This is a genomic window from Virgibacillus sp. Bac332 (genome assembly GCF_003667785.1).
GTDB lineage: Bacteria > Bacillota > Bacilli > Bacillales > Amphibacillaceae > Virgibacillus > Virgibacillus salarius.
In genome coordinates this window covers 3,281,426-3,295,996 of record NZ_CP033046.1, presented here as the reverse complement: position 1 = coordinate 3,295,996, position 14,571 = coordinate 3,281,426, and the positions used below count along the sequence as shown (strand labels likewise).

The following is a 14,571-nucleotide window of genomic DNA, read 5'->3' as shown; positions in this document are numbered from 1 at the left end:
GTATCATGGCGAAAGAGGTTTTTATGCCAAAATTAAGTAGTACGATGGCAGTTGGTACCGTACTTCAATGGTTCAAAGAAGAAGGGGATTCGGTTGAAGTCGGTGAACCACTTTTTGAAATCATGACAGACAAGATTAATATAGAAGTTGAATCCTATGAAGAAGGAATTTTGTTGAAGCGATACTACGATGTAGATGATGAAGCTCCAGTTAATGCGGTTGTTGGATATATAGGTGAAGCTGGAGAAGAAGTTTCTGATACACCTCCGGAAGTTGTCGGTAGGGAGTCAGGAGAAGATGAAACGATGGATTCTTCGCCAACTAGGAATGATGCTGATTCAAATTCAGGTGTAACTGCTAAGGAAGAAATTGAAGAAGTGGTGGATAATGATAGGAGAGTGCGTGCGACACCTGCAGCTCGTCGCATAGCTCATGAAAATAATGTAGTGTTAAGCATGGTTTCAGGATCTGGTCCTAAAGGAAGAGTACATGAATTAGACGTTATGACATATGTGAATGGAAATAAAATATTTGTAACACCACTTGCAGAGAAAATTGCTAAGGGAAATGGTGTGAATCTCCGTCAGGTTACTGGAACGGGCCCACGTGGCAAGATTGAAAAAGCGGATGTCCTAGCGTTTGTTGAGTCTCAAGAAGCACGATCTAGCTCAAATACTCATGCCACAGGTGAGCGTGTAAAACTAAAAGGCTTACGTAAAGCGGTTGCGGATAAGATGATGGATAGTGTTCGTACGATTCCGCATGTAACCCTTACAAGTGACGTTGACATGACAAAAGCTATGGAATTGCGTAAGGCATTATTACCAATAATCGAACGTCAAACTGGATATCGTCTCTCGTATACAGAAATTATCATGAAGACGGTTGCGTATGTTCTTGAAAATCATCCTAAAGTAAATGCTTCAGTAGTTGGTGACGAAATCGTGATGAACAATGAAGTGAACATTGGTTTAGCAGTTGCTGTAAAGAATGGATTGATTGTTCCTTCTGTGAAACAAGCTAACCAAAAAGGATTAACTGAGCTTACAGAAACAAGTAAGACGTTAGGAGCTAAAGCTAGAGATAACAGGTTAACTCCTGATGAAATGAGAGGAAGTACCTTCACGATTAGTAATCTAGGAATGTATGCAGTTGATGGATTCACCCCCATCATCAACCCACCAGAAACAGCGATTTTAGGAGTTGGTAGAATTGTAGAGAAGCCTGTAGTAGCTAATGGTTCAGTTGTGATTCTTCCAATGATGGTTCTAAGTCTATCATTTGATCATCGGGCAATTGATGGTGCTCCGGCTGCGGCATTCTTAACGGAGCTAAAGGAATCTTTAGAAGATCCATATAGCCTATTGGTTTAGGAGGAAACGACATGAAAAAATTTGACTTGGTTATTGTCGGTGGTGGTCCTGGTGGTTATGTTGCTGCTATTCGTGCAGCTAACGCAGGTCTTTCTGTTGCTCTTATTGAGGGAAGAGACCTTGGTGGTACGTGCCTAAACCGTGGATGTATCCCATCAAAGACATTCTTAAAACATGCAGAAGCATTCAATCAAATTAAAAACGCTAGTTGCTACGGTATTACCGTTAATGATTTTTCTTTCTCCATGGAAGAGATGGTGAGCCGTAAGAATAAAGTTGTAAAACAATTATGCAGTGGAATTAAAGGACTACTGAGTCAGAATAAGATTACCTTTTATCAAGGTTTTGGTACGGTACGCGATGATAAAACTATTTCGGTAGATATAGGTAAAGGTACGGAGAGTCTCCAAGCAAGCAATGTTATTTTGGCAACTGGTTCTCAACCATTTGTTCCTGAAATACCAAGATTAGATAAAATAAACTATTATACGAGCGATACTATTTTTGATATTGAAGAAGTTCCTTCCCATATGGTTATTGTTGGTGGAGGAGTAATCGGCCTAGAGCTAGCTTGTGTGTTTAATAGTTTAGGCACAAAGGTTGATCTGGTAGAAATGGCCGATAGAATAATACCTACTGAAGACCCCGATGCTTCCGCATTCTTGACAAAACAGGTGGTTGCAAAGGGAATAACAATCCATACGAATACTAAAATCACAGGTTTTAAAGACGTTCATCCTACTGTGGTTGAAATGGAGAAAAACGGAGAAAAGGTTGGGCTTGAAACGAATAGTGTACTCCTATCAGTTGGCCGTGTACCGAATGTAATCGGTTTAGATGAATTGTCCGTTGAATTTGATGGCCGATTTGTTAAAGTCGATAAAAACTTAAGAACTTCTGTTAGTGGAATATATGCAGTTGGTGACTTAATTGGCGGATATCAGTTAGCTCACGCAGCTAGTCAAGAAGGAATATATGCTGTTAATCATATTCTGGGAATTACACATAAAAAAGACTTACCGATGCCTCGATGTATTTATACATTTCCTGAAGTTGCTAGCGTAGGGATGACCGAACTAGAAGCAAAGAAGGCTGGATATAAGGTTAAAACTCAGAAAGTTGATTTAGCTGCAAATGGAAAAGCGATTGCTGCAGGAGAAAACAGTGGATTTATGAAGATTATTGCTGATGAGAAGTATGGTGAAATTCTTGGGGTAGTTATGGTTGGAGCACATGTAACCGAAATGATTAGCCAAGCTACATCGTTCATACATTTAGAAGGAACTGTGGAAGAAATGGAGTCCATGATCCACCCACATCCAACTGTATCTGAAGCACTATTCGAAAGTGCAGCAGCTTGGTTAGGGAAAGGAATACATTATAGTTGATTGAACATAACCCAGGCAGAAATTTGCTTGGGTTAGTTTTTCTATGTGCGCCGTCCTAATAGGGTGAAGTTTCGCTGATAATGGTATTCCACTCTTAGTTCCTTCAGAATAAAAGTGATAATCCTGGTAATCAGGAATTCTCTTAAACGTTTTAACTGGAATTTTTCTTAATCTAATTATTGTACCTTTAATACATCTCCTTGTAAGACTATGATGTAGATTACATAAATTTTTTATAAACTTTTCTATAAATCAGCTCACTAACATAATTAATTAACACTATAAGTAGAAGGTATACAAATTATTAATGCTGATGATGTAACTTAGGTATAAAAACTACGATTTGACTTTTGATTTGAAATATTAAACTGGTATAATCTACATAAAAATAAGGAAGTAGGTGATATTAATGATTGTACACAAAAGAGAAGTACTCCATGTAATTTCCAAAAACAGCTAAAAATTACATGGAGGTATGAACAATGAAAGAGAGCGACTACGATAATGAAAACATTTTTGAAAAATACAGCCAAATGGATCGGAGCAAAAGAGGGCTAGAGGGAGCGGGTGAGTGGCAAACCTTAAAGAAATTACTTCCTGATTTTCAAGGAAAGAAAGTCTTAGATTTAGGATGTGGTTATGGTTGGCATTGCATCTATGCTTTAGAACAAGGAGCAAGTTCTGTAGTAGGGGTAGATTTGTCTGAAAAAATGTTGGAGGTTGCTAAAAAACAAACAACATCCAAAAAAGTAGAGTATATCCATTCAGACATTGAAGATATATCTTTTGCGGAAAATACCTTCGACATTGTTCTAAGTTCGCTAACTTTACATTATATTGAATCTTTTTCTGATATAGCTAAAAATGTTCATCGTTACTTAAAAGGTGATGGGGTTTTTGTTTATTCAGTGGAACATCCTATTTTTACTTCTGATGGGAATCAAGTCTGGATTTATAGTGAAGATGGTTCCATTGCTCATTTTCCAGTAGATAACTATTTTTATGAAGGCAAGCGAGCGACGAATTTTTTAGGAGAAAATGTAACTAAATACCATAAAACATTAACCACGTATGTAGATGGTTTACTGAAGAATGGATTTCATATTAATCGAATAGTAGAGCCTATGCCTCCTGAAAACATGATAAATGTTCCAGGAATGAAAGACGAACTTCGTAGACCTATGATGTTGATTGTCTCCGCAACAAATGAAAAATAAGATTACTCACACTAACATTAAAGCTCATACTTATTATGGGTTCGCATATTTTGATAATGAACAAAAGCGCAAACTCCCGATTAGAAACGTAGCGACTGGAGCGAGTCAACGGAGATAAAGGAATCACGGTGAGCTTGCGAGCTGATGATGACTTATAGTAGGTGATTCATGAAGTCACATCGTTTCTAGGCGGTAGAGCTGGACGTGGCTCAACACGCCCATATTTATCCATATGGGCTAATTTTATAATTTCCGAGACTATTAGAAAGTAGTTAATGTCTATCATTATTAGTTAGGATGGTTAGACACTAACTACTCCTCACCTAAATTCCTAAACAAATAGGAAGGTTATTCTTTATTTTCACGAGATAAGATCACAATTGGAATGAGTATTAAGGAGAAAATCCCTCCAGCAAACGATAACGTTTCATAACTTGAACCAGCAACAACCATCCCTGACAAGGCTCCACCGGAAGCTCCAGCTAAAGCAATAAAAACATCCACTGTGCCTTGAGTCTTGGCACGAGTTGAAGCTTCTGTTGAATCAACAATCAGAGCTGTTCCACTAATTAATCCGAAATTCCATCCTAATCCAAGTAAAGAAAGAGCAACAATTAGAAGAAATACAGAATTACCTGGTGCTACCCCTGCTATAACACCCGAAAGGAGTAATGTAACTCCAGCAGAAATCGCCATGGCAGGACGACCAATCTTATCAACAAGAATTCCCGTAAAGAGGGAAGGAAGGTACATAGCTCCGATATGAAAGCCAATCACAAGTCCGATGGCACTTAAATTGTGGTCATGATTTCCCATATGAACGGGAGTCATTGTCATAATTGCAAGCATTACAATTTGACTTAGTACCATAATGGTAGCACCAACTGTAATTCCTTTTTTATTTATTTTTTTCTTCTCAATAGGTTCCGAATTTTGCTTATTCGTATTTATTTGTAACGCTATAATAAATGGATCAGGACGTAAAAAAGCGAAAAGCACAAGACCTGCCAATATAAATGAGACTGCGGATAAGATAAACGGGCCAGCTAATTCTGGAATACCAAGAAAAACAGCAACATCCCCCATAATATCAACTAAATTCGGTCCCGCAACTGCACCAAATGTGGTGGCAACCATCGCTATACTTACAGCAGTGGCGCGCTGCTTGTTAGTTGCTAAGTCTGTCCCAGCATAGCGGGCTTGTAAATTAGTTGCAATACCTGCCCCATATACGAGTAGAGAAATGAATAATAAAAATACACTATTTATGATGGCTGCAATTACAACACCTAATGCTCCAAGTCCGCCCGTTATAAAGCCTGACGCAAGCCCCATACGTCTTCCAAAACGATTTGAAAGTCTTCCTACTATTAATGCAGCTCCTGCCGATCCTAACGTAAATAAAGCAGCTGGTAACCCTGCAAATGAGTTGGTACCAAGCATTTGTTCTGCAAGTAACGCCCCAACTGTTATTCCAGCAGCTAATCCTGCTCCACCAAACATTTGAGAGATAACTACAATGATTAATGTGCGTTTATATAATTTTTTTTGGTTCTCTGGATTATCTAAACAACCTTGTGCCAATTCATTTAGTTTAGTAGACAAATGAAACACCTTCTTTCCAATTTTTATCTCATAAAAAGTCACAACCTTATCAGCCCATTCTACAAGCTCTACACAATCATTCATCGTAGAGATTGGGCAAGAAGTTGTTTCATCTAAAAATCTTAATTTCAAACATGTTCAACAAGCCAATAATTCGCCATCTAACTCTTCAAATTTATTCATTTGCTCTTTTACATTAAATTTCCCATGTTCCATGCTTTCACATTCAACGGCTTCACCCATTAAAAAGAACGTTATGATCTTTTGTTATTCAGTATTGGCAAACCTAAAAGCATTCCAGAATTTTTTTGATTCTTTTGTTTCTAAAATGATTCCTAATTTTCATTTTAATTCCCCAGTTGATTTGTCTTGGAATTGATGCCAATCTTGAACGCTGTTTTCTAAACGATGGGCATTTATACCGTTATTCTTTAAAATTTCTACTGCTTCGACCGACATCAGGCAGTACTGCCCCCTACAATAAGCAACAACATCATAATTGGTTGGTAAAGAAGAGAGTTTTTCCCTTAATTCTTCAATTGGTATCGAAATAGCACCTGGAATATGAGCTTTTTCATATTCTTCTTTTGGTCGAACATCTAATAATACTACTTCACCTTTTTCCAGTCGCTCTTTAAGTTCTGAAAGAGTAATCCCATCCATACCAAGATGAGCATTTAAAAATTCTTCTTTTATTTGTTGTACCTGTACAAACTGTTTTTCTGACAAATTATGAAGAGAAGTTAAAAAGTTCGAAATGGCTACATCTGCTAATTCGTAGATTACGTAGTTCCCCTTTTTCTGAAACGTTACCAACCTGGAATTAGTAAGAGTTTGTAAATGTTGAGATACATTTGCCACAGACATAGTAGTTGCTTTTGATAATGCTTCCACCGACTTAGGACCTTGAGATAGTATGTCAAGAATTTCTAAGCGCTTTGGGCTCGAAAGACTTTTACCTATTCTTGCAAATTCTTGATACAATAAATTTTTTAGATTTCTTTCATTTAACAATTTAAATCACCTTCTTATCTATTCAACTATTTAATTGAATAATTGAATTATAATCGCCATGATTATTCTTTTCAACAATTATGCTCCGTTAGTTAAGAATTGGATTTAATTATTTTGGTGTCCAAGCGTCTTATGTATTAATTATGATAAAGTGAAACTTTAATCAGTTGGGAGTTTTGTTTATCCACCACGGATTGTTATTACCACAAGGGTATGACCTAAAGGCCTTTGAACCAATCGGACATTTATCCAAGATCTATTCGTCAACAGGTTAGGGTGTTAAAGTGTAGAAAGTGTTATTTACATCAAAAGGATTATCACACGTATGAAACACTGACTAAAACTATTATGCTTATATCCAATGTTATCACGAAAAAATATCAACAAAAACGACTAAATGGAAAAAGCCCTATGGAATATAGGGCAATGGCCGCCTAGACAACTTTTATTATTTACACTGACTGACTTGACAGGGTGGATTTCAATATAACTTTGTATACTCAGAGTCTAGTTCACAGTTTCCTTATCTAAACTTCCCTTAACCCTTAACTCTCCCTCTTCAGGAGATATCTGATTAGAATATGTGCAAAACTACATGTTTATTGCAAAATTACGGCACTCTTGAGCACAATGTAAGCAAGTTTTACCACAATATTGTGATTGCTGATCAGGGTGTTGTAAGCAATGATTTCCACAAACCTCACAAATCTGTGCGCATAACGATGCAATAGATTTTGCAAAATAACTGTTACGTGCAATACTCTTAGCAGTTAACGTACAGATATCAGCGCAGTCCCTCAGTAGTCTTAATTGTTCATTTCTATGGCTAGAACTATCCATTTGTAGAATTGTATATATGGTAGATTCACAAACAGCTTCACAATGTTGGATTGTTTTAATAATTTTATGATAAGGCAAATGACTCTGATCCGTTTGATAGGACAAATGATTCTGATTAAACATTGTATCGTACATATAAATTCCTCCAGAGTTTTTTTAATTTCATAACAGTTTTATGATATGTATGGATATCTACCTATGTTTAAGACATAAGCCTACTTTTTAAAATTAGTACTAACCTAATTGGTCTTTTCAGTTGGTTCACAAAACTTCAAACATAGTTGCATAAATATCGATTCCACAAAATTCATAGTTATCTACTTTTGCTAAAAAACATAAATAAATGAATAAAAGTTCTCACATTATTAATTATAAAAGAAGACAAGATATATAGGAGATGATTACCATAAAAATAAAAAAGAAAAGCATTGTAATTCTAATAAGTGTTCCTTCAAAGTGGATTTAACAGTATTTGCTTATAATGGCTTATTTGACTCCAAAAAGCCAATGAGTATTGAAAAAGTCTATGAGGCTAAAGGGATATACTAAGAATGTTGAGGGGAAAATAAAGGAATTTGAGGAGCATTTTGCTAACGAAGTTTAGATATAACCGCCGTATACAGAAAAATATGTGGAGAACTGATTAAAAAGAAGGTAGAATTATATGAATATGTTATTGATAATTCAGTTGTTAATTAATAATATAAGAATTCATTTATACTCGTTGGGGTAATATGAGAACGTTTTATATTAATTGCAATTCTGGAATTACTATTCAATTAAAGAAAAACGAAATAATTTATGTAAGGGGGATGAAAAATTACCGCAAGCCAAAATGATAAAACCTCTTTTTAAAATTTTTTCCTTCCTCTTTTTTGTTGATAATATCCACTAATCGGCTTACTATAAAAATAGAAGGTGGGAGGGGATCTAGAATAATGAAACTTCATATAATTGCTTCAGTTATAGCTGTTTTAATAATAATTTTTATACTAACTCGACTCAATTTCATAATTACTTTTTTAATAAAATCAAAGAGCTGCAGAATTCTCAAAAATATTTTTTAAAATTAATCTAAGCAGCTATATTTTGATGAAGCATTGAATTAATACGATCACTGGCTAGTTTTGATGCATTATAAATAAGCGTTACGATGTCAAAATGAACCTTCGCTCGTTTTCCAGTACGGTAACGGATATTGTCTAGTTGATAATATTCCTTGAGATAAGCATTCACACGTTCTACAGCAGTACGCCGTTTAAAAATGGATTTCCATGCTTTTGACCCTCGTGCAGGTGCTGTATATCTTCGAAGGTTGGTAGTTATTTTCACCTTGTAAATCTTTTGACATAGACCTTCGGTTGCTAGCGGACAATCCTTACATTCCTTTGGTCGTGTGTATTTCAAGGTTTCATATTTGGTATCAAAGCTATCATAACGATAAGAATGTTCTCGAAAACAGGTAGGTGCAAAGTGTTTATCGAATCCAATGGGATCAGATTCATTTCGCTTATTGTAAGCTATTACTGATTGTTGCCCCATACGGTTTACTTGGACATAAATAGGATCATAATCATAACCAGCATCCATTGTTTGATAACGTAAAGATGAAAGAGATAGACGTTCATGAATGCCCTTCAATAAAGGAATGGCTGCTTTTCCATCATTTAAACTGCCTGAAGAAAACAAAGACTGCAAAATGTATTGACTTGATGTGCCAACTGCTAGATGTCCTTTATAGCCATACCAGAACACATTTTTACCTTCACTGTTTTTCTTTATGCCCCATTTCGGATCTTGAGGAACTTCGTTCCTCAGTTCTGTTAGTGGTACAGGTAACTGAGCTTCAATCTTTTTTTCGTAAAGTGGAAGGCTTGCTTCCTTTTTAGCTTGTTCTTCCAACCATTGTTCTCGTTCTGCCTTTGATTTACGACCACGTTTTTTCGGTTCTGTCTTTGTTTTTTCTTCTTTAGCTGGAGCTTGATCACGTGCTTCAAAATGAGTTGCATCGATTGCAACGGTATCATCGATAATGAAACCTTCTGCAATCGCTTGAAATAAAACTGTCTCTTGTGCTAATTCAAGTGTATTAGAATCACTGAGTTTAGTGATCAATCGAGAATAAGCAGCCTCCGAAGGAGTCTCATCAGATACAAGAAATCCGCAGTTCCATTTGAACAGTGGGTCGTCTTTCAGACGTTTAATCAAGTCTTTAATTGTTGGAATACGTTCAATTATACGAACGCATAATGAGATAATCATTGCGGCATAGTTGAGCTTGACCGGTGCTCCAAGCCTTGATTTCTTGTTCACTTGATATAAGATTGCGTCCACATCTATTTCTGAAATGATTGCTTCATAACGTTGGGTAGGTTCCATTTCCAATAAGTCATAGATGTCAAATAAGCTCTCTTGTCGTATAATAGACATAGGGAGTCCCTCCAGTCTTTTGGTTAGTTTGGTCACTTACCATTATACTAGACTTGGGGAGGTACTCCATTTTTTATGTCTTAAACCCATTGAGCCGCAAAGGCTCATAATTATGAAATTCACTAAACTCAAAAAAATATAAAAAAGAAATTAGATTTAACCGTAATTGTTATTGCTGCTATGCTTATTTTTATTGTAGAAAATCAATGGATTTGGATATCGGTTTTCGTACTTACATTAGTTTATTTTGGAATAAAATATGCAAAAAGTACGGGTGATTCTTGATGGATTGAGCTATCCAGCCTAAACCACATACTATCTCAACTAGGCTTCTATTAGTACCTTTTTTTCTAGTACATTATTAAAGTAACTATAGTGTGAGGTGTTTTCCATGCAAGCTGTCTTAGTCTCTTATTTCTTCAGTTTTTTTGCCTGTTTTCACACCTCTGAATAATTAAGTTTATTTATATAATTACTTTAACTCCATAATTCTATATAGGAAGTCATAAGTCCTGTTATTTCACTGACTCAATTTTCACTCCTGCTTGATGAGTAACGTAGTAAATATCAAGCAGGAGAATCAAAATTAAAAAGGTGCCGAATTCTAGTTTGATCCGTCTATTTTAGATGTGCCTTTTACCGGTGCTTTAACACATGTTTTCTTGTGATAAAAAAGAGTAGCAATGCAACGAGCATTTCAGCAATTGGAAGTGCTAACCACACACCAGCAATACCAAAGAACTTTGGTAATAACCATAGTAAAACCAAGATAAAAACAAAGCTTCTTAACAAAATAATAATGATCGATGGGCGAATTTCTCCAATGGACTGAAAATAAGTCATGTAAACGAAATTAAATCCAAGGAAGATATAGCCTATGAAAAACAATCGAATGCCCTGCACAGCCAATTTACGTACCTCATCAGATTCGAGTCCGAAGAGTGATACGAGTAAAGGTGCAGCAAACAAGCCGATGAGAAGTAGGATTCCCCCCAGCGTGAACGATGCCTTCTCGCCAATCCTTACACTCTCTTTGATTCGCACTTTCTCTTTTGCTCCATGGTAAAAGCTAATTAATGGCTGTAGTGCTGACTCTATTCCAAAAAATGAAAGGAACATGAAGCCGTGCAAATAATTGACGACTGAAAAAGCAGCGACTCCTTCTGTGCCAAGCAAACCAACGACTGCTAAGTTATACCCAGCAACGAAGACAAGGGTTCCCGCTTCAGCTAGAAAGCTTGGGAAGCCGATCGAGAAGATGCTTCCAAGCATTTTCCATGACCACTGGAACGAAGGGCTTCTTAGATTCGAATGCTTTTTAAAGAAATGGAGCAATAGGACGAGTAAACCAGCGAAGCTTGCAAGGGCAGTTGCAAGCGCGGCGCCTAAGACTCCTAACTCCAAGACGAAAATCATATAGTAATTTAGCCCGATATTAATAATTGCAGTCGCACCAAGCGCAACCATCGACAAGGTTGGGCTGCCATCATTTCGGACAAAGATGCTGAGCAGCTGTTGTAAAGCAATTAGCCAACCAAGCAAGAACATAATCTTCAAATATTCGACGGTATGAGTAAGGGTATCTGTATTTGCGCCTAGCAGTTTTGCAATCGCCTCTACATTAACATAACCGAAAACGCCAACGATTAATAGCAGCAATAACGCACTGACAATAGCCAATGAAAATACACTTCTTGCTTTAGTCAACTGCTCGCCTCCGGTATAGATCGAATAAATGGTTCCCCCACCAATACCGATCCATAGTGCGATCGAGAATATTAACGAGAAAACTGGCATGGCAAGGTTGACACCAGCTAGCCCTTCAGCTCCGACCCCGTTACCTACAAATATTCCATCGATAAGGATATTTATCGACATCAGCATCATTCCTAATAATGAAGGAAAGAAATACTGAAAAAATACTTTCTTAACGGATTGTTGTTTCAAGTTTGCATGTGCTCCACTCATCTGTCATTCCTCCTACAACTACTTACAAAAGAAAGTATAAACCTTCAAGCTACTTGAAGGTCAATCTTTTATTTACTAAATACCTAAATTTAAGCTGCATATACTGATTTATACTTAATGACATACAAATGGATTGCAGTAATATTGAAAAGAAGCACAGTTTTAAATCAGGAGCAAATTGTCAACAGAGTACTAAATACATGAGTAGTTATCAATATCCAATTTAACAGGGGAGGAATTTTTTGGTTCGTATTCGAATAGATGTATGGTCTTTAACACTGAGGCTATAGTAGATGAGTAGTACTTAAAGGACATTGTAATGAAAATGCCCTTTAAGTTTATCCACTCTATTACATTATAGATTGAGAGCAGCGAGAGTGGATATGGCTTGGGAAAGGGGCTGCTCATAAATCTTTTCCCGTTTTCTAACTAAGCTACACATGTTTTCAAACATAAAAAGTCCCCCGTAAAAAGGAGGAAAAAGAGAAGGTAAACATATAGAAGATAATTTAAAATCATCTTGTGTATTAGTTTACGTAATACGTTTATTGCATGTTTGTTATAAATTACTCACTTTTTCATATTTTTTTATAGCTGATCAACACTATTTACTATCCTCCACCTTTTATTCCTGAGGCAAATTTATTTAAAGCCTATGGTTTTAAAAATCTTGATAGTACTGGTAACAACATCTCAGGGTTAGGCATATGGTCCTGTCCTTCTAGTTGAAAATATGCTGAGTTTGGAATCGCCTTGCTAAGTTGGTTGGCAGTATCATGTATAGAGGTAGGGCTTTCTTCGCCAACAATTATTTGTGTTGGTGTAGTTAGACGAGCAGCTCGTGTAACAGGTGGTAAATCCAAAGCTAATGTAGTATCGTAGGCAAGGGTAGGGGCAAGTGCTACCATCGTTTCCCATTGTGGTGATTGCTGCATACCCATAATCACTTCTTTAGGTGTACCGATCCCTTCCAAGAAAATACGGATTGCTTGGTCATGCTTACCACTATCAAGCAATCTATATAATCCCTGACTTAACGCTTTGAATTCTTCTTGGTTTGCCTCATCGTTTGAATAGGCAGGGTCATACATAACCAGCTTTTTTACTTTCTGGCCAAGTCGGATTGTAGCTTCTAGCGCAAGAATAGCTCCAGAAGAATGTCCGTATATATTAGCTCTACCTCCAGCTACGTCTATCATCGCTTCAATGTCTTCTAGTTCACGTTCCATTGCGTATGGCATTGTATTACCACTGTTACCCCGCCCACGTCTGTCATAATTGTAGACTGTAAATTCTTCTGCAAACACCTTGGCATCATGCAAGACTGGTGCAAATGAGCGGAAACAAGTGGCTCCTGTTATAAAAATTAGAGCAGGTCCTTTACCATAGGTATCATAAGCTAGCATTGTACCATCTTTTGATCGGGTTGTTTTCATGATTTATCCCCCTTTATTTAGTTGTTCTTTTAAGCGATTTTATTACCATTTTTCTTAATCCTGTCAACTATATCAAATTATTTTAAACGATACTTCTTCTCGATTGCTATATTATACCATTTATAAAGTGAAGCAGATTATTTATAACTAGCTTAACTAAATAAAGGCCACCCATGTTAACTGGGTGACGATTCTGAGGTCATTCTAAAGAACTATATAGAAAACAAACGAATTGCAACAAGCCATTTTATCTCTGGACGTACAGAAAACTGGCTTGTTGTCTAGTATCATATAGTCTTATTCTTATCTAATAAACTATGGATGGAATAAAAACACAGATTATTTAAACCATCCTTATTACGTTTGGTAATTCATCCGTAAGATATAACTTTAGGAATATATTAAAAATTAGTGGAATTTATACTATGAGACCTGTCCAATCATTTTCCTTTGTATGTTCATAAAATGAAATAAAAGAAAGGAGGATGGTTATGTGTTATTGTCATTCTTGTAATAAAAAACACCATCATCTTTGTGACTGGTGTAAAAAGAAGTTCCATTGTGATTGTTTCCATTGCAAAAAGAAAGAATGTTTTTATTATTTCCATGATGAAAGCCATGACTGCTGTGATCATTGTAGAAAGAAATTTGAAAAGAAATTTAAAAAGAAATGTCGCTTTTGTGACTCATATTATTAAATGTTGGAATTATTAAAACGGTCTAGCCCTCACCATGGTGGGGGCTTTTACTTGTTGCTAGTACTATATTTATATTGTATGTTTCTCCTAAGTTAAAGGTGCAAAAATATTTCTATTTTAGCTTTATAAAAGAAGAGAAAAGGAATTGTTAGGCTTTTCACAATGCATATAGTGCCTATTTGTTATGTCATAGAGGTTATTCCGTAGCTACAGTTCAAACGGAACATCGTATCAAAGCAGTTGCAACTGTTAGTGCAGTGGATTTCGGTGAATGGTACGTGGAGAAGATAGTGCTGAAAGGCAATTGCAAACACTTGAAGTCGTTGCGAAGCAGCGTACTGTAGAGACAAATGGAACAGAAGCTGACACACGCAGTTATAGTGAACAATTCTACGAATTATCAAATGGTCCAAAGGAATTATTCTGGGTTGAAGGTGCAACACATGTTGCTTTGTATGATATCCCTGAATATGTAAATCAAGCTGTACCTAAGTTAACAGCGTTTTTTGGCAAGATTCTTTAAGAAATACGTTTAAAAAAGCAGCTTGGAATCATTAAAGCTGTTTTCCTGTACATTTTAGGAAAACAGCTTTTTCATAATG

General features: G+C 36.4%; 10 protein-coding genes. 4 read left to right on the top strand and 6 right to left on the bottom strand.

Features of this window, described 5'->3' with window-relative positions; genetic code table 11:
- The first annotated feature begins 5 nt into the window (after positions 1–5).
- The 3 genes from D9782_RS15770 (at position 6) to D9782_RS15760 (ending at position 3,978) form a co-directional block, all read left to right on the top strand.
- Complete coding sequence (locus D9782_RS15770) at positions 6–1,373, top strand: 2-oxo acid dehydrogenase subunit E2 (protein WP_026682504.1); 1,368 nt, start codon at positions 6–8, stop codon at positions 1,371–1,373.
- 11 nt (positions 1,374–1,384) lie between these two features.
- The gene (gene lpdA / locus D9782_RS15765; RefSeq protein ID WP_034679494.1) at positions 1,385–2,761 is read left to right on the top strand and encodes a dihydrolipoyl dehydrogenase; all 1,377 of its coding nucleotides are present in this window, start codon (positions 1,385–1,387) and stop codon (positions 2,759–2,761) included.
- Positions 2,762–3,243: 482 nt separating this feature from the next.
- A complete protein-coding gene (locus D9782_RS15760) occupies positions 3,244–3,978 on the top strand; it encodes a class I SAM-dependent methyltransferase (protein ID WP_121605159.1) in 735 nt (244 codons plus the stop codon).
- A 348-nt stretch (positions 3,979–4,326) separates the two neighbouring features.
- Here D9782_RS15760 and D9782_RS15755 read toward each other — a convergent pair whose 3' ends face one another.
- The 6 genes from D9782_RS15755 to D9782_RS15730 form a co-directional block, all read right to left on the bottom strand.
- Complete coding sequence (locus D9782_RS15755) at positions 4,327–5,715, bottom strand: MFS transporter (protein WP_240455746.1); 1,389 nt, start codon at positions 5,713–5,715, stop codon at positions 4,327–4,329.
- 210 nt (positions 5,716–5,925) lie between these two features.
- Positions 5,926–6,597: an ArsR/SmtB family transcription factor gene (locus D9782_RS15750; protein ID WP_121605158.1), complete on the bottom strand. Its 672-nt coding sequence runs from the start codon at positions 6,595–6,597 to the stop codon at positions 5,926–5,928.
- A 591-nt stretch (positions 6,598–7,188) separates the two neighbouring features.
- A complete protein-coding gene (locus D9782_RS15745; RefSeq protein WP_026682507.1) occupies positions 7,189–7,572 on the bottom strand; it encodes a four-helix bundle copper-binding protein in 384 nt (127 codons plus the stop codon).
- 939 nt (positions 7,573–8,511) lie between these two features.
- Positions 8,512–9,867 (bottom strand): IS1182 family transposase, encoded by a 1,356-nt coding sequence (locus D9782_RS15740; RefSeq protein WP_121604341.1) that lies wholly within the window; start codon positions 9,865–9,867, stop codon positions 8,512–8,514.
- 636 nt (positions 9,868–10,503) lie between these two features.
- Positions 10,504–11,835: an MATE family efflux transporter gene (locus D9782_RS15735; RefSeq protein WP_026683123.1), complete on the bottom strand. Its 1,332-nt coding sequence runs from the start codon at positions 11,833–11,835 to the stop codon at positions 10,504–10,506.
- Positions 11,836–12,488: 653 nt separating this feature from the next.
- The gene (locus D9782_RS15730; RefSeq protein WP_026683124.1) at positions 12,489–13,271 is read right to left on the bottom strand and encodes an alpha/beta fold hydrolase; all 783 of its coding nucleotides are present in this window, start codon (positions 13,269–13,271) and stop codon (positions 12,489–12,491) included.
- Between the two features lie 969 nt (positions 13,272–14,240).
- Here D9782_RS15730 and D9782_RS15725 point away from each other — a divergent pair.
- Positions 14,241–14,492 carry an alpha/beta hydrolase family protein gene (locus D9782_RS15725; protein WP_205388566.1) on the top strand — a complete coding sequence of 84 codons (252 nt, stop codon included), beginning with the start codon at positions 14,241–14,243 and terminating at the stop codon, positions 14,490–14,492.
- Positions 14,493–14,571 lie beyond the last annotated feature (79 nt).

Bases quoted from the DNA above. Each gene is read 5' to 3' on its own strand.
- D9782_RS15745 (WP_026682507.1), bottom strand. From the start codon at position 7,572: ATGTACGATACAATGTTTAATCAGAATCATTTGTCCTATCAAACGGAT.
- D9782_RS15735 (WP_026683123.1), bottom strand. From the start codon at position 11,835: ATGAGTGGAGCACATGCAAACTTGAAACAACAATCCGTTAAGAAAGTA.
- lpdA (WP_034679494.1), top strand. From the start codon at position 1,385: ATGAAAAAATTTGACTTGGTTATTGTCGGTGGTGGTCCTGGTGGTTAT.
- D9782_RS15770 (WP_026682504.1), top strand. From the start codon at position 6: ATGGCGAAAGAGGTTTTTATGCCAAAATTAAGTAGTACGATGGCAGTT.
- D9782_RS15730 (WP_026683124.1), bottom strand. From the start codon at position 13,271: ATGAAAACAACCCGATCAAAAGATGGTACAATGCTAGCTTATGATACC.
- D9782_RS15725 (WP_205388566.1), top strand. From the start codon at position 14,241: ATGGTACGTGGAGAAGATAGTGCTGAAAGGCAATTGCAAACACTTGAA.
- D9782_RS15740 (WP_121604341.1), bottom strand. From the start codon at position 9,867: ATGTCTATTATACGACAAGAGAGCTTATTTGACATCTATGACTTATTG.
- D9782_RS15760 (WP_121605159.1), top strand. From the start codon at position 3,244: ATGAAAGAGAGCGACTACGATAATGAAAACATTTTTGAAAAATACAGC.